At 66.7% G+C, this 15,493-nt stretch carries 13 protein-coding genes and 1 pseudogene; 8 read left to right on the top strand and 6 right to left on the bottom strand.

Annotated features, from left to right (window positions below; translation table 11 throughout):
• Nucleotides 1–6: 6 nt before the first annotated feature.
• Nucleotides 7–1,251 carry a GNAT family N-acetyltransferase gene (locus K307_RS29405; RefSeq protein WP_080745260.1) on the bottom strand — a complete coding sequence of 415 codons (1,245 nt, stop codon included), beginning with the start codon at nt 1,249–1,251 and terminating at the stop codon, nt 7–9.
• Between the two features lie 513 nt (nt 1,252–1,764).
• Here K307_RS29405 and iscB point away from each other — a divergent pair.
• On the top strand, nt 1,765–3,156 hold the full coding sequence (iscB, locus tag K307_RS29410) for an RNA-guided endonuclease IscB (protein WP_042884442.1): 1,392 nt from the start codon (nt 1,765–1,767) through the stop codon (nt 3,154–3,156).
• Nucleotides 3,156–5,204 carry an NAD(+) synthase gene (locus tag K307_RS29415; RefSeq protein WP_042884443.1) on the top strand — a complete coding sequence of 683 codons (2,049 nt, stop codon included), beginning with the start codon at nt 3,156–3,158 and terminating at the stop codon, nt 5,202–5,204. Before iscB ends, K307_RS29415 begins: the two co-directional genes overlap by 1 nt.
• A gap of 62 nt (nt 5,205–5,266) precedes the next feature.
• On the opposite strand, the pseudogene K307_RS29420 reads toward K307_RS29415, so the two are convergent.
• Nucleotides 5,267–5,592 (bottom strand): annotated as a pseudogene (locus K307_RS29420) (DMT family transporter).
• Nucleotides 5,593–5,595: 3 nt separating this feature from the next.
• On the bottom strand, nt 5,596–6,585 hold the full coding sequence (locus tag K307_RS29425) for an SLAC1 anion channel family protein (RefSeq protein WP_051975221.1): 990 nt from the start codon (nt 6,583–6,585) through the stop codon (nt 5,596–5,598).
• Nucleotides 6,586–6,854: 269 nt separating this feature from the next.
• Between K307_RS29425 and K307_RS29430 the strand changes: the two genes are divergently transcribed.
• The 3 genes from K307_RS29430 (at nt 6,855) to glnK (ending at nt 8,926) form a co-directional block, all read left to right on the top strand.
• The gene (locus tag K307_RS29430) at nt 6,855–7,256 is read left to right on the top strand and encodes a hypothetical protein (protein ID WP_230626167.1); all 402 of its coding nucleotides are present in this window, start codon (nt 6,855–6,857) and stop codon (nt 7,254–7,256) included.
• A gap of 135 nt (nt 7,257–7,391) precedes the next feature.
• On the top strand, nt 7,392–8,351 hold the full coding sequence (locus K307_RS29435; protein ID WP_042884445.1) for a GlxA family transcriptional regulator: 960 nt from the start codon (nt 7,392–7,394) through the stop codon (nt 8,349–8,351).
• Between the two features lie 236 nt (nt 8,352–8,587).
• Nucleotides 8,588–8,926 (top strand): P-II family nitrogen regulator, encoded by a 339-nt coding sequence (gene glnK, locus K307_RS29440; protein ID WP_006162803.1) that lies wholly within the window; start codon nt 8,588–8,590, stop codon nt 8,924–8,926.
• Nucleotides 8,927–8,990: 64 nt separating this feature from the next.
• Here glnK and K307_RS29445 read toward each other — a convergent pair whose 3' ends face one another.
• The 3 genes from K307_RS29445 to trxB form a co-directional block, all read right to left on the bottom strand.
• Nucleotides 8,991–9,632 carry a trimeric intracellular cation channel family protein gene (locus tag K307_RS29445; protein WP_042884446.1) on the bottom strand — a complete coding sequence of 214 codons (642 nt, stop codon included), beginning with the start codon at nt 9,630–9,632 and terminating at the stop codon, nt 8,991–8,993.
• Between the two features lie 22 nt (nt 9,633–9,654).
• A complete protein-coding gene (locus K307_RS29450) occupies nt 9,655–10,329 on the bottom strand; it encodes a Smr/MutS family protein (protein ID WP_042884447.1) in 675 nt (224 codons plus the stop codon).
• 130 nt (nt 10,330–10,459) lie between these two features.
• Complete coding sequence (gene trxB / locus K307_RS29455) at nt 10,460–11,425, bottom strand: thioredoxin-disulfide reductase (protein ID WP_042887532.1); 966 nt, start codon at nt 11,423–11,425, stop codon at nt 10,460–10,462.
• 244 nt (nt 11,426–11,669) lie between these two features.
• Here trxB and K307_RS29460 point away from each other — a divergent pair, with 244 nt between their 5' ends.
• The 3 genes from K307_RS29460 to K307_RS29470 all read left to right on the top strand — a co-directional run bounded on the left by K307_RS29460 (nt 11,670) and on the right by K307_RS29470 (nt 15,277).
• Complete coding sequence (locus K307_RS29460; protein WP_042884448.1) at nt 11,670–14,003, top strand: DNA translocase FtsK; 2,334 nt, start codon at nt 11,670–11,672, stop codon at nt 14,001–14,003.
• A 192-nt stretch (nt 14,004–14,195) separates the two neighbouring features.
• Complete coding sequence (gene lolA / locus K307_RS29465) at nt 14,196–14,831, top strand: outer membrane lipoprotein chaperone LolA (protein ID WP_042884449.1); 636 nt, start codon at nt 14,196–14,198, stop codon at nt 14,829–14,831.
• An 8-nt stretch (nt 14,832–14,839) separates the two neighbouring features.
• Nucleotides 14,840–15,277, top strand: a complete 438-nt coding sequence (locus tag K307_RS29470) for a hypothetical protein (RefSeq protein ID WP_042884450.1) — start codon at nt 14,840–14,842, stop codon at nt 15,275–15,277.
• Nucleotides 15,278–15,493: the final 216 nt, after the last annotated feature.

Genomic DNA, 15,493 nt, shown 5'->3' on the forward strand with positions numbered 1-15,493 from the left:
CCGCGATTAGGAGCGCGTGAACGGATTGCGTTCGCCCAGCTCGTCCAGATAAGCGTCGATGCCCTGGCGCTCGCGCGCCAGGAAGCGCTCGACCGCATCGGCAAAATCCGGATGCGCCAGCCAGTGCGCCGAACGCGTGGCCACCGGCAGGAAGCCGCGCGCCATCTTGTGCTCGCCCTGCGCGCCGCCTTCGAAGGTGCGGATGCCTTGCGCGATGCAGAACTCCAGCGGCTGGTAGTAGGCCGTCTCGAAGTGCAGGCACGGGTGGTATTCGAGCGCGCCCCAGTAGCGACCATACAGCGTGCTGACTTCGTGCGCGTCGTCGTACACCAGCAGCGAGGACGCGATCCGCTGGCCCTCGCGCTCGGCCACCACCAGCAGCAGATGGTTCGGCATGGCCGCGCCGATGCGCCGGAAGAAATCCAGGTTCAGGTAGGGCGTGGAATGGTGCTCGCGGTAGGTCTGGCGATAGCAGCGGTTGAAGAAGCGCCACGCATCGTCGTCGATCTCGCCGCCGCGCAGGTGGCGGAAGGTAATGCCGGCCTGCGCCACCTGGCGCCGCTCGGCGCGGATGTTCTTGCGCTTCTTCTGCGACAGCGTGGCAAGGAAATCGTCGAAGCTGGCATAGCGTTCGCCGCCCGGGCCTGGATCCGCGCCTTCGCCACCGTTGGTCCAGTGGAACTGCACGCCATGGCGCATCAGCATGCCGGCCTCCTGCATCAGGTCGGCCTCGGCATCGTCGGGGAACAGGATATGCAGCGACGACATCTTGCTTTCCGCCGCCAGCGCCAGGGCCACCTGCAGCAGCAGCCGGCGCGCCGCCTCGTCCTCTGCAATCAGCCGCGCCCCGCGCACCGGCGTGAACGGGATCGCCGACAGCCACTTGGGGTAGTACTCGATGCCGTGGCGCGCGTAGGCGTCGGCCCAGGCCCAGTCGAACACATACTCGCCATACGAATGCGCCTTGGCATAGAGCGGCATCGCCGCGGCCAGCCGTTCGCCGACCCACAGCGTCAGGTAGCGCGGATGCCAGCCGGTTTCTCCGCATGCGCTGCCGCTGGCATGCAGCGCATGCAGGAAGGCGTGGCGCAGGAAGGGCGTGGCCTCGGGCTGGCGTGACAGCAGCGCATCCCAGGCAGCCGGGTCGATTCCGGCCAGGTCGGAGACGATCTCTGTGCGGTAGCCCAAGGTATCCGGTTGGCTGGCTTTGTGGCTGTCTGCGGCCGCGGTAATGCCGGAATCCGACTGCATTGGCAAGGGTCCGTGATCGAGGATGGAGGGGAGCAAGAGCGCGGCGGCCCGGGGCTGGCGGCCGGCCCGGTCGAGTCTACCGGAAACGGCCCCCGGGCGCTGCGCAGTGCCGTGACGGCAGTACGGGGATAGCCGACGTAGAATGGCGAGTATGCGTCACGCCAAAACTTCCTGCTGAATCGCACCCGGCTGTGCCGCGCGCGCCAGTGCCGCACCCCAGGATCCCGATCGTCAGCTACCCCGGCCTAAAGGCCGGAGCTTGAAAGGCAACTGACAAGCTCGGGTTGACCAGGCAAAGCGGTAACCAACCCGCTACGTTGCGAATAGGTGCAAGACCGACGTTGGGATGCTTCACTTAGTCCCAAACTCTCGAAGCCCCGGTTGCAGACAAGCGACAGGGTAAGCACGAAACGGACAGGGGCAGATCGCCGGTTCGCAACCTTGCCGAAGGGAGACGCCCCGCAAGGGGCGCGTAACCAGGCCCGTAAGGGCAACCATATAGGAGAGATTGCCATGGCAGTCTTTGTGTTGGACAAGCACGGCAAGCCGTTGATGCCGTGTAGTGAGAAGCGAGCGCGGTTGCTGCTCGAGCGTGGCCGCGCTCGCGTGCATCGGCTGATGCCGTTCGCGATCCGGCTGATTGACCGGTGGCTGAACGACAGTGAAGTCCAGCCCCTGCGCCTTAAGCTGGATCCGGGCAGCAAAGAGACTGGTGTCGCTATCGTCCGCGAGGCGACCTTTGGCGCAGACGGAGCCCGCAGGGCTTACGTTCTTTCGCTGGCCGAGATCATCCACCGTGGCCGGCAGATCAGCGAGGCGTTGACTGCCCGCCGTTCGATGCGGCGCGCCCGCCGCGGGCGCAAGACGCGCTACCGCGCAGCGCGATTTGACAACCGCCGCCGGCCCGAAGGCTGGCTTGCGCCTAGCCTTCGCCACCGCGTCGTCACCACCGAAGCGTGGGTGCGCCGCTTCATCAAACTCGCTCCCATCACTGCTCTGAGCCTGGAATTGGTCCGCTTTGACATGCAGGCGATGGAAAATCCGGAGATCTCCGGGGTCGAATACCAGCAAGGGACACTCCTTGGCTATGAGGTCAAGGAGTATCTCCTGGCGAAGTTCGGGCGAACCTGCTCCTACTGCGACGCGGCCGATCGTCCCTTGGAGACTGAGCACATTGTCGCCAAGGCTTGCGGCGGCTCGAACCGCGTTTCCAATCTCACGCTCGCTTGCCGGCCCTGCAATGAGAAGAAGGGAAAGTTGCCGCTGGAGGTATTTCTGCGCAAGGATCCAGCGCGCGCCAAGCGAATCCTGGCGCGCGCGAAAGCACCATTGCGGGATGCCGCTGCGGTGAACGCCACCCGCTTGGCCCTCCTGGACGCCCTCAAATCCTTCGGCCTGCCGGTCGAAACAGGATCAGGCGGCCAGACCAAGTACAACCATCGGCGCCTCGAAATCCCCAAGTCGCATGCGCTCGATGCAGCCTGCGTTGGGCAAGTGCATTCCGTCCTGGACTGGCAACGACCCGTGCTGCGTATCCAATGCACTGGCCGCGGGAGCTATCAGAGGACCCGGCTGAGCGCCAACGGCTTCCCGCGCGGCTATCTAATGCGAAGCAAACGCGCATTTGGGTTTCAGACCGGCGACATGGTCAAGGCAATCGTTCCTACTGGCAAGAAGGCCGGCACGTATGTCGGCCGGGTCGCCATCAGGGCGACTGGCTTCTTCAACATCCAAACTGCTGCTGGCGCTGTGCAGGGCATGCACTGCAAAGTGTTCCAGCGCGGCGACGGATACGGATACCAACTCGTAGTGCAAACAGCAAAGGAGAGCGAGAACAGGGGCGACGCTTCGCGTCGCGCTCTATCCCTCCCCGGCCTGAAGGCCGAGGTTTCTCGCGCAAACTGATGAAGCCATCTTTCTTCAACCTTTATTCCCACGGTTTCGCGCGCGTGGCGGTCGGTGTGCCGGTCTGCCGCGTTGCCGATCCCGCCTTCAACGCGCGCGAGACGCTGGCGCTCGCCACGCAGGCCGCGCAACAGGGCGCCGTGCTGGCTGCCTTCCCCGAACTGGGCCTGTCGGCCTACACGTGCGACGACCTCTTCCACCAGCGTACGCTGCTCGATGCCTGCGAGGCGGCGCTGGGCACCATCGTCGAAGCCTCGCGCAAGCTGCCGCTGGCGATGGTGGTGGGCATGCCGCTGCGCGTGCAGCACCAGCTCTTCAACTGCGCCGTGGTGGTGGCGGCGGGCCGGGTGCAGGGCGTGGTGCCCAAGTCCTTCCTGCCGAACTACTGGGAATTCTATGAAGGGCGCCAGTTCAGCGCCGCCGACTGTGCCACCGCCGACAGCGTGCGGCTGCTGGGCCAGGACGTGCCGTTCGGCGCCGGGCTGCTGTTCGATATCGAGGGGCTGCCGTTCTTCCGCTTCCACGTCGAGATCTGTGAAGACGTGTGGGTGCCGATCCCGCCGTCGTCGTTCGCCGCGCTGGCCGGCGCGACCGTGCTGGTGAACCTGTCGGCGTCGAATATCGTGGTCGGCAAGTCCGGCTACCGGCACCAGCTGGTCTCGCAGCAATCGGCGCGCTGCCTGGCGGCCTACCTGTACACCTCCGCCGGCAAGGGCGAATCGTCGACCGACCTGGCCTGGGACGGCCAGGCGCTGATCTGCGAGAACGGGGAACTGCTGGCCGAGTCCGAGCGCTTTTCCGATGACTCGCACCTGCTGTTCGCCGATGTCGACGTCGAGCGCCTGTCGCGCGAACGCATGCACCAGGTGACCTTCGGCCATTCGGTGCGCCGGCACAAGGAAGAGGCCGGGCGCTTCCGCGTGATCAGCTTCCCGCTGGACCTGCCGCGCGACAAGACCCTGCCGCTGTCGCGCAACGTGGCGCGCTTCCCGTACGTGCCGGCCGACCCGCGCCAGCGCGACGAGCGCTGCAACGAGGTCTACAACATCCAGGTGCAGGCGCTGGTGCAGCGGCTGTCGGCCAGCAAGCTCAGCAAGGTGGTGATCGGGGTGTCCGGCGGGCTCGATTCCACGCATGCGCTGCTGGTCTGCGCCAAGGCGATGGACCGCCTCGGCCTGCCGCGCGCCAATATCCTCGCCTACACCATGCCGGGCTTCGCCACCAGCGACCGTACGCTGCAGCAGGCGCGCCAGCTGATGCAGGTGGTGGGCTGCACCGCCACCGAGATCGATATCCGCCCGAGCTGCCTGGCGATGCTGAAGGACCTGGGGCACCCGTACGCCGCCGGCGAGAAGGTCTACGACGTGACCTTCGAGAACGTGCAGGCCGGCGAGCGCACCAACCACCTGTTCCGGCTGGCCAACTTCCACCAGGCCATCGTGATCGGCACCGGCGACCTGAGCGAGCTGGCGCTGGGCTGGTGTACCTATGGCGTGGGCGACCACATGTCGCACTACAACGTCAACGCCAGCGTGCCCAAGACGCTGATCTCGCACCTGGTGCGCTGGGTGGCGGAAACCGGGCAGGTGGGCGAGGGCGGCTCGGACGTGCTGCTGGCGGTGCTCGATACCGATATCAGCCCCGAGCTGGTGCCGGGCGATACCAACCACGGCCCCGAGCAAAAGACCGAGAGCACCATCGGTCCTTACGAGCTGCAGGACTTCAACCTCTATTACACGCTGCGCTTCGGCTTCACGCCGTCGAAGATCGCCTTCCTGGCACAGCACGCCTGGGGCGACCGCGAGCGTGGAGTCTGGCCCTACGGGCCGGAGGTGGCGCGCAATGAGTATGGGCTGCCGGAGATCAAGCGCAACCTGGCGATCTTCCTGGACCGCTTCTTCCGCACCAGCCAGTTCAAGCGCTCGTGCGTGCCGAATGCGCCCAAGGTGGGCTCGGGCGGCTCGCTGTCGCCGCGTGGCGACTGGCGGGCGCCGAGCGATTCGGAGTCGGTGGTGTGGCTGGCTGACCTGGAGAAAGTACCGGACTGACAGGGCGACCCTTTTGCCGAATGAGCATGGCCCGCGTTTGCGGGCCATTTTTCTTGGGAATTTCAGGCTGCAGGGCCCGACACGATCTTGAGCCCGACCACGCCACTCAGGATCAGGCCGATGCAAGCCACGCGCGCCTGCGACACCGGCTCGCCCAGCCACAGCATGCCCAGCATCGCAGTGCCCGCGGCACCGATGCCGGTCCACACCGCATAGGCCGTGCCCACCGGCAGCACGCGCAGCGACAGCGTCAGCAACACGATGCTGGCCAGTCCGGTGGCCACGGCATAGACGCTTGCCACAGCCGGCTGAAGCCGGCCGACCACTTCATGCCGAAAGCAAAGGCGATTTCAAGCAGGCCGGCCACGCCCAACAATATCCAGGACATCGCTCAGGCGGCCAGCAGCCGCTGCGTGAACAGGCCGTGCAGCGTGCGCACGAACAGCACCGCGATCGCCACCGTCAGCACCAGCAGGATCAGGCCCGCCACCCACGCCAGCACGCCGGTCTGCACATGCGCCGCATACTTCAGCGCCGCGTTCGACAGCGCCGCCATCGGGAAGCTGATGGCCCACCACGACGGCGCGAACGGCGCCGGGCGGCGGAACACGCGCCACGACAGCAGCAGGAACAGGAACAGGCCGAAGTAGAACAGCATGCCGGCGAACATGTCGATGTGCCCGGTCACGTTGACGTAGGCCAGGAAGCCCACCTCGAACGGCGCGATCAGGATGATCAGCGACGGCACCATGCCGGCCGGCAGCGGATCGTGGTGGAACAGGCGCGAGAAGACCATGGTGAAGAACACCAGCGCCATCATCGTGCCGACCGCCATCGCGAACAGGTTGACCTCATGCGCCCACGCCATCGGCATGGTGCCCCCGGCCACGGCGATGTCGAGCGTGGCCACGCCCGGGATCAGCCACGCCGGCACGACGTGCGTCGGATCGCCCTTGCCGCGGAAGAGGCGGCTGGCAATGGCGAAGGTCAGCGCGATGGTCAGCACGGTGCCCAGCGTCCAGATCGCTTGGCCCAGCGCCTGATGGTGCACGCCGACGACCGATGACAGCAGCAGGATGGCAATGGTGATGGTGCCGAAGAAATTCCCGGCCACCGGATGGTTGAACTCGGCCCGGACCGCATCCCGGTAGCGCAGCCACTTGGCCAGGTAGCCGGCGGCCAGCGCGAGGAAGGCGAGCACGGCGACCACGCCGACGGCGTCGCCGATGGCGGGGCTGGTGCCGAAGACCGGGCCCGCGCCGCGCCATGCCATCGACAGGCCGGACAGGCCCATCACGGCGCCGAACAGGTTGACGGGGAGATGCTTCACCGAGCTGCGCGGCGCCGGCAGGCTGGCCGCGGGGTTGGCTGCAAAAGTCATAGGGATAGGTCTACTTCAGTGGATCGACCGGCACGCCGTGTGCCTGGCGGGAGGGTTGCCGGGGCCGCGTCCGGTGGTCTGTGAAGGGGGAGGCGGCCTGGTGGGAGGAATTATGGTTGGCGCTCTCGCTGGCTGAAAGAAGCAATAGACGTCAGATTCGGCCAATCGAAACACGGCGTCGGCCAGTGCCGCCGCAGCGCCGGATTTCCTCCCTAGACTGCGCCCCGGTTCGATTGCGTAGCAGAGGAACGACAGCAATGACGAGACAAATGACGAGGGGCGCCGCCCGTGCCGCCTGGCTGGTGGCGTGTTGCCTGGGCCTGGCCGCGTGCATCCAGGCGCCGATCCGGCCCCATGAAGGTGCGCCTGTTGTGCGGCACGGGCAGGGCGGTGCCCGCGAGCACATGGACGGCGTTGATATCTGGATGCGGGGCAAGCCGCCGCGGCCCTATGAAGTGCTGGCCTATACGAGCGTGGAAACGCCGGAAGGCTGGATCGGCGAGCGCATCCTGCTGTCGCGGGTGGCCAGTCGCGTGCGCGAGGCGGGCGGCGACGCCGCCCTGCTGGATGCGCAGCGCACCCGGCTGCACACGCTGCATCGCGCTGGCGGCAACACGGCGCTGGCGGAGTCCGGGCGCATCGTCGACATCACGATCGTGCGTTATCGCTAGGCGCCGCGCCAGGGCCGGGCGTGCCGGCAAATCCAGCCGGACCTGCATCAGTCCCGGCCATGCGCCTGCCATTCTGGCTGGATCTGCCTAGACTTGCGGTATCCGGCCATCGGCCACGCTCCTCGCTTTGTTGTCATGAAGATCGCAGTCCTTGCTTTCCCCGGCGTCCAGATGCTCGACTTGGCTGGCCCCCTCGACGTGTTCCACGAAGGGGCCCGCCAGGCCGGCCAGCCGGACGCGTACCAGTTCGAGATCATCGCCACTGCGCCCGGCGTGCTGACCGCTGCCAACGGCATGCGCATCCTGCCGGACGCGACGCTGGAGACCAGCAGCGCCGATATCGACACGCTGCTCGTCGCCGGCGGCCCCAGACTCAGCCTGCTGGAGCAGGATGCGACCATCCGCGACTGGCTCGCGCGCCAGGCCCGCACTGTGCGGCGCATCGGCTCGGTGTGCTCGGGCGCGATGCTGCTGGCGCATGCCGGGCTGCTGGACGGCCGCAGCGCGACCACGCACTGGAATGCCACGGAGCGGCTGGCGCGGAAGTTCCCCGGCGTCAGGGTCGAGCCGGACCGGATCTTCGTGAAGGACGGCAACCTGTACACCTCGGCCGGCGTGACCGCCGGGCTGGACCTCGCGCTGGCATTGGTCGAAGAGGATTTTGGGCGGGTGGTGGCGCTGCGCGTGGCGCGCGAGCTGGTGATGTTCCTCAAGCGCCCCGGCGGGCAGTCACAGTTCAGCGCCCACCTGGCGGCGCAGACGGCTGAGCGCAACGCCATCCGCGAGGTGCAGGGATGGGTGGTGGAGAACCTGGCCTGCAACCTGTCGGTCGAGGCGCTGGCTGCGCAGGCCGGCATGAGCACGCGCAATTTCTCGCGCATCTTCAAGCAGGAATGCCAGGTGACGCCGGCGGATTTCGTCGAGGGCGCGCGCATCGACGCGGCGCGCCGGCTGCTGGAAGGCTCGCGTCATCCGCTCAAGCGCGTGGCCGCGCTGACCGGATTCGGCGACCCCAACAACCTGCGCCGCGCCTTCCTGCGGCGGCTGGGGGTATCGCCGGCGGACTACCGGCGGCGCTTTCGCAGCGCCGCCTGAGCGAAGTGCTGTACACAGCCTGTGCACAACGTTTGCACAGGTTTTCCGGACGGCTTTCCACAGGGTTATCCACAGGTGCCCCCGGCGCGGCAGGCGCCGCCGCATGCGCGCCGGCGTACGCTGCGACCGCGCCGGGCGCGGCGTTGCGGGGAAATGCGGGCGGCCAATGACTGGTAAAATGCTGGCCGGAGAGCGCCGCCAGGCGCATGAACAAACGATAAACAGAGGGGCCAGTCATGAAGCAGATTACCGCCATCATCAAACCGTTCAAGCTCGACGAGGTGCGTGAAGCGCTGGCTGACGTCGGCGTGACCGGGCTGACGGTGACCGAGGTGAAGGGATTTGGCCGCCAGAAGGGGCATACCGAGCTCTATCGCGGCGCCGAGTACGTCGTCGACTTCCTGCCCAAGATCAAGATTGAAGTGGTGGTGGCCGAGAACCAGCTCGACACCGTGCTGGACGCCATCGTCAAGGCCGCGCATACCGGCAAGATCGGCGACGGCAAGATCTTCGTCACCGAGATCGAGCGCGTGATCCGCATCCGCACCGGCGAACAGGACGAAGCCGCGGTCTGAGCCGCCGGCCTGCAAGCAAAAGCGCCGCCCTCGGAGGGCGGCGTTTTTTTTGCGCTCGCATCGTTCAGCTCGGCAGCTTCCAGTCGTAGCGTACCGACACCAGCCGCATGGCGATGATCGCCACCGCCCCGGTCAGCAGCGCCGCCTCCTGCTGCACCGCCAGCCAGGTCATGCCGACATAGATCCAGCAGCCGATAAACGAGCAGGTGGCGTAGGGCGAGCGGTCGCGCAGGATCATCGGCACTTCATTGCACAGCACGTCGCGCACCACGCCGCCGAACACGGCCGAGATGATGCCCATCATCACCGCCACGGTCGGCGTCATCTGCGCCACCAGCGCCAGTGAGGCGCCCGTCACCGAGAACAGCCCCAGCCCGATCGCATCGGCCACGATCAGGGTGCGCTCCGACGCCACCCGGCTCACCACGCGCAGCACTAACGAAGCGCCGAACGACATCGCGAAGATCAGCAGCACATAGCCTTCGTGGTCGACCCAGTAGAACGGCCGCCGGTCCAGCAGCACGTCGCGCACGGTGCCGCCGCCGAAGGCGGTGGCAAAGGCCACCACGAAGGTGCCGACCACGTCCAGGCGCTGCTTGCGCGCATCGACCACGCCCGAGACCGCAAAGGCGAGCACGCCAATCACCTCCATGATGTGGAGGATCAGGGGCAGCCGCCCCAACAGCAATTCGAGCGGAAGGTGCATCCGGTGCCGGGTGCGCCGTGGATCAGGTGCGCGGCTGGCGCAGCAGCACCATCAGCGCACCGGCGCCGCCCTCGGCCTCGCGGGCCTGCACGAAGGCGAGCACTTCTTCCTTCTGCACCAGCCAGCTGCGCACCTTGCCCTTGAGCACCGGCAGCTTGTCGGGCGAGCCCAGGCCCTTGCCGTGGATCACGCGCACGCAGCGCACGCCGTTGCGCACCGAGCGGCGCAGGAACTCCGCCAGCGCCTCGCGCGCCTCGTCGCTGCGCAGGCCGTGCAGGTCGACCTTGTCCTGCGGCACCCATTCGCCGCGGCGCAGCTTGCGGATCACGTCCATGCCGATGCCGGGGCGGCGGAACGACAGCGACTCGTCGGTTTCCAGCAGGCTTTCGACATCGAAATCATCGGACAGGGAGGCGGCCAGCACGGCCTCGTCGTTGCGGCGCGACTGCACCGGCACGGGGGCGGGCTTGCTGCCGGGCAGCGGGGCGCGGTTGCGGTCGCGCAGCTGGCTGACCTTGCCCACGCTGGCGCGGAACACATCAGCTTCCTCGCGGGCGCGCTGCGCCGCCTGCTCGGCGGCCAGGCGCTCGGCTTCGCGCCGCTCGGTGTCTTCCTTGAGAGTGTCGCGCAACTTGGCCAGGTCGTTCAGGCCGAAGCGTTGGGTCGGTCGGTCGGGTTTGCGGGCGCCGTGCGTCATGAAAAATCTCCGGAGGCTCGCCGGGATTATATCGACTGGGGAGGGGCAGGCGGGGGCGGAAAGCGGGAGGGGGCCGGCGGGCCAGTGCGGCCCGCCGTCGGGGATCCGCCCGCGGCGGGCCGGATTGCGCTTACTTCAGGTCTTCGACAAAGCGCTGCGCATCCAGTGCGGCCATGCAGCCCGTGCCGGCGCTGGTGATGGCCTGGCGGTAGACGTGGTCCTGCACGTCGCCGGCGGCGAACACGCCCGGCACGCTGGTGGCGGTGGCATCGCCCTGCAGGCCGGACTTGGTCACCAGGTAGCCGTTCTGCATGGCCAGCTGGCCTTCGAACAGGTCGGTGTTCGGTTTGTGGCCGATGGCGATGAACACGCCCGCCAGCTTCAGATCTTCGGTCTGGTCGGTCTTGGCGTTGCGGATGCGGATGCCGGTCACGCCGGAATCGTCGCCGAGGACTTCGTCCAGCACGCTGTCGTAGCGGACCACGATGCGGCCTTCCTTCTCGCGCTGCAGCAGGCGGTCGACCAGGATCGGCTCGGCGCGGAAGCTGTTGCGGCGGTGGATCAGGGTGACCTTGCTGGCGATGTGCGACAGGTACAGCGCCTCTTCCACGGCGGTATTGCCGCCGCCGACCACGGCCACTTCCTGGTTCTTGTAGAAGAAGCCGTCGCAGGTGGCGCAGGCCGACACGCCGCGGCCCATGAAGGCCTCTTCCGACGGCAGGCCCAGGTACTGGGCCGAGGCGCCGGTGGCGATGATCAGCGCGTCGCAGGTGTATTCGCCGGCGTCGCCGATCAGGCGGAAGGGGCGGGCCGGCTGGCCGTTCTCGTCCACCAGCTTGGCCGTATGGATGTGATCGAAGATGATTTCGGTCTTGAACTCTTCTGCATGCGCCAGCAGGCGCTGCATCAGTTCCGGACCCTGCACGCCCTTGGCATCGCCCGGCCAGTTCTCGACGTCGGTGGTGGTCATCAGCTGGCCGCCCTGTGCCAGGCCGGTGATCAGTACCGGCTCAAGGTTGGCGCGGGCCGCGTAGACCGCGGCGGTATAGCCGGCGGGACCGGAACCGAGAATCAGCACTTTTGCGTGTTTTGCCATGATGCGTTCCTGTGGCCGGTGCGGCATGAGGCCCACCGGCATTGCTCGAAAGCGACATTATAAGAGGAGCCGCATTTGCTCACTGTTGCAAATTCCAATGAGTCCGATAGTCCCGGCCCACGTTAAAATGGCCGCCACGATGACCGTCAGTCACCTGGTCAGTCAGTACTGACTTTGCCGTTTTGAGTCTGAAAATGGACCGCAACGGACCCGGAATCACCTAACACGCGAGTCTTATCCAGGCATGGCCCGAGCTACCACGACGACCACCCGAACCGATCCCTCAGCCTTGCCATCCCGCATCGGCAAACTGCTGGGCGAAGTGCGCTGGTTCCTGCTGCTGGCCGTCACGCTGGGCTTCCTGTGCGTGCTGGCCAGCTACAGCAAGACCGATCCCGGCTGGTCGCATGCCAACCAGGTCGCCGACATCCACAACCTGGGCGGCCGCGTCGGCGCCTGGGTGGCCGATGTGCTGTTCTTTATCTTCGGCTTCTCCGCGTACTGGCTGGCGGTGCTGCTGGTGCGTCGCTGCTGGCGCGGCTGGCGCACGCTGACCGCCGAACTACCCGAACACGAGGACCACCGCCAGGGCGTGGCGGTGAGCTGGATCGGCTTCGGGCTGACGCTGTTCTCCAGCATGGGGCTGGAGGCGATCCGCATGTACCCGCTGCGCGCCGCGCTGCCGCGCGCCCCAGGCGGGGTGCTGGGCGACCTGCTGGGCGGCTGGCTGCAAGTGGCGCTGGGCTTCACCGGCGCGACGCTGCTGCTGCTGTTGCTGCTGGCGATCGGGCTGTCGCTGTTCTTCCATTTCTCGTGGCTGACGGTGGCCGAGCAGATCGGCGGCTTTGTCGAGACCCTCTTCCTCGGCTTCAAGAAGCGCCGCGAGAGCAAGCAGGACCGCATCATCGGCGAGGCCGCCAAGGTCGAGCGCAAGGAAACTGTCGAGGTGCAGCGCGTGCGCATCGAGGAGGCCGCGCCGGTGCAGATCGTGCGCCCGCAGGCGGTGCCCAAGCACGAGCGCGTCGAGCGCGAGAAGCAGCAGCCGCTGTTTGCCGATATCCAGGACTCGGACCTGCCGCCGCTGGCGCTGCTGGACCCGATCCCGCCGCACCAGGAAACCGTCAGCGCCGAGACGCTGGAATTCACCTCGCGCCTGATCGAGAAGAAGCTCAAGGACTTCGGCGTCGAGGTCAAGGTCGTGGCCGCCTACCCGGGCCCGGTCATCACCCGCTACGAGATCGAGCCGGCCACCGGCGTCAAGGGCAGCCAGGTGGTCAACCTGGCGCGCGACCTGGCGCGCTCGCTGTCGCTGGTGTCGATCCGCGTGGTCGAGACCATCCCGGGCAAGAATTACATGGGGCTGGAACTGCCCAACCCCAAGCGCCAGACCGTGCGCCTGTCGGAAATCCTCGGCTCGCAGGTCTACAACGAGAGCGCGTCCAGCCTGACCATGGCGCTGGGCAAGGACATCGCCGGCAAGCCGATGGTGGCCGACCTGGCCAAGATGCCACACTGCATGGTCGCCGGTACCACCGGCTCGGGCAAGTCGGTCGGCATCAACGCGATGATCCTGTCGCTGCTGTACAAGGCCAAGGCCGAAAGCGTGCGGCTGATCCTGATCGACCCGAAGATGCTTGAAATGAGCGTCTACGAAGGCATCCCGCACCTGCTGTGCCCGGTGGTGACCGACATGCGCCAGGCCGGCAATGCGCTGAACTGGGCGGTCGGCGAGATGGAGCGGCGCTACAAGCTGATGAGCAAGCTGGGCGTGCGCAACCTGGCCGGCTACAACAAGAAGATCGACGAGGCCGCGGCCCGGGAAGATAAGATCCCGAATCCATTCAGCCTGACCCCGGACGCACCGGAGCCGCTGGAAAAGCTGCCCACCATTGTCATCGTGATCGACGAGCTTGCCGACCTGATGATGGTGGTCGGCAAGAAGGTCGAGGAGCTGATCGCGCGCATCGCGCAGAAGGCGCGCGCTGCCGGCCTGCACCTGGTGCTGGCGACGCAGCGGCCGTCGGTGGATGTGATCACCGGCCTGATCAAGGCCAACGTGCCGACCCGGATCGCGTTCCAGGTCAGCAGCAAGATCGATTCGCGCACCATCCTCGACCAGCAGGGCGCCGAGGCGCTGCTGGGCATGGGCGACATGCTCTACCTGGCGCCGGGCACCGGCTTGCCGGTGCGCGTGCATGGCGCCTTTGTGTCGGATGAGGAAGTCCACCGCGTGGTGGAGAAGCTCAAGGAGTCTGGCGAGGCCAACTACATCGAGGGCATCCTTGAAGGTGGCCTGACCGATGATGCTGGCGGCAGCGATGGCTTTGGCGGCGGTGCCGGCATTGGCGGTAGCGGCGGCGAGGCCGACCCGCTGTACGACCAAGCGGTCGAGGTGGTGCTGAAGAACCGGCGCGCGTCGATCTCGCTGGTGCAGCGCCACCTGCGCATCGGCTACAACCGCGCGGCGCGGCTGCTGGAGGATATGGAGAAGGCAGGGCTGGTGTCGGCGATGTCGGGCAACGGCAACCGCGACATACTGGTGCAGGGTGGTGGCGCCGCCGCCCGTGAAGATGACTGAGCGCCGCTCAGGTCCGCATTCGTCGTAATATCGGCCGTAGTATGCGCCGTAATATCCGGTTACCCGACGGCGCGCTGCGCGCGGAATCCCCGGGCTCCCGGCCGCTCTAACAGGACAGGTTGCCCGTGCCTGCGCCGGCTCTGCCCGGCGCAGGCACGGGCAACGCACCCTACAACAACCAGGATCCGATCCATGCGCAACCGCATCCTCGTGTCGGCCTGCGCCGCGCTGGCGATGTTCGCCATCCAGGCGCCGGCCCATGCCGCAGCCACCGACCAGCTGCAGAGCTTTGTCACCGGCGTGAAGAGCGCGCGCGGCGAATTCACGCAGCGCCAGGTCAAGGGGCAGGGCGCCAATACCAAGGTGACCGGCACATCCAGCGGCACCTTCGTGTTCTCGCGCCCGGGCAAGTTCACCTGGCGCTATACCAAGCCCTACGAGCAACTGCTGCAGGCCGATGGCCAGACGCTCTACATCTACGACAAGGACCTCAACCAGGTCACCGAGCGCAAGCTCGATGGCGCGCTCGGCTCCAGCCCCGCGGCGATCCTGTTCGGCAGTAATGACCTGGAGAAGAACTTCGTCGTGAAGAACGGCCCGACGCGCGATGGCGTGGAATGGCTGGAGCTGACGCCGAAGGCAAAGGACACGCAGTTCGAGCGTATCGGCATTGGCTTCAAGGGCGGCAACCTCGAAGCCATGGAGCTGCGCGATGCGTTCGGCAACACCACGCTGCTGACCTTCTCGGGCATGCAGAAAAACCCGCCGCTGGCGGCCGATGCATTCCGGTTCACGGTGCCCAAGGGCGCCGACGTGATGAAGCAATGAGGCTCGCCATGAACGAATCCCAGGAAGGTTCAGCAGGTGCCGTACGCGCTTATCGCTGCCCCGGCTTTGCGCTGATGGCCGGTGCCGGCGCGCTGGCGCTGGCGGCTTGCGCCAGCAGCGGCGGTGGTGCCAGCAAGTTCGATGTCGATTCCTTTCTGCGCGCGTCGGACAGCGCCTTGCCGGAAGTGCTGGGCAATCCGGCCTTTCTGCAGGCCACGCGCGTGTCCGCTAACGAATGCGCGGTGATGCTGCAATCGGCCAGCACCGGTGTTCTGGAAGACCTGCCGCCCAGCAATAGCGCGCGCGGCCCGGCGTGGCTGCTGCATCCTGAGGGCAAGCCGGAGCAGGTGTGGTTGGTGGTTAGTGAGGCGGGTGGGGAGAGAACCTGTCATGGGCCGTTGCCGGCGGATGCGATGAAGAAGCTGGCGGAAAGGGCTAAGGGTTAAGGCTTCTTTGGCTGTGGGTTGGATCTTATCGATGATCAACGGCTCGTCGCTGCTGGTGACATGTTGTCGTTGTTTGAACCGCTTGGTCCCGCTCTCCTGGGCGGGTCATTTTTGTCGGCTCCGGCGTGTGTCAAGGTAGATGTCGCGTCCGCCGCTATGCTGCGTGCCGGTACTGCCTCGGCTCCGTACCAACTCGTTCCGGGTTCAGGTAGACCA

It is taken from the genome of Cupriavidus necator A5-1 (genome assembly GCF_000744095.1).
Taxonomy (GTDB): Bacteria; Pseudomonadota; Gammaproteobacteria; order Burkholderiales; family Burkholderiaceae; genus Cupriavidus; species Cupriavidus necator_A.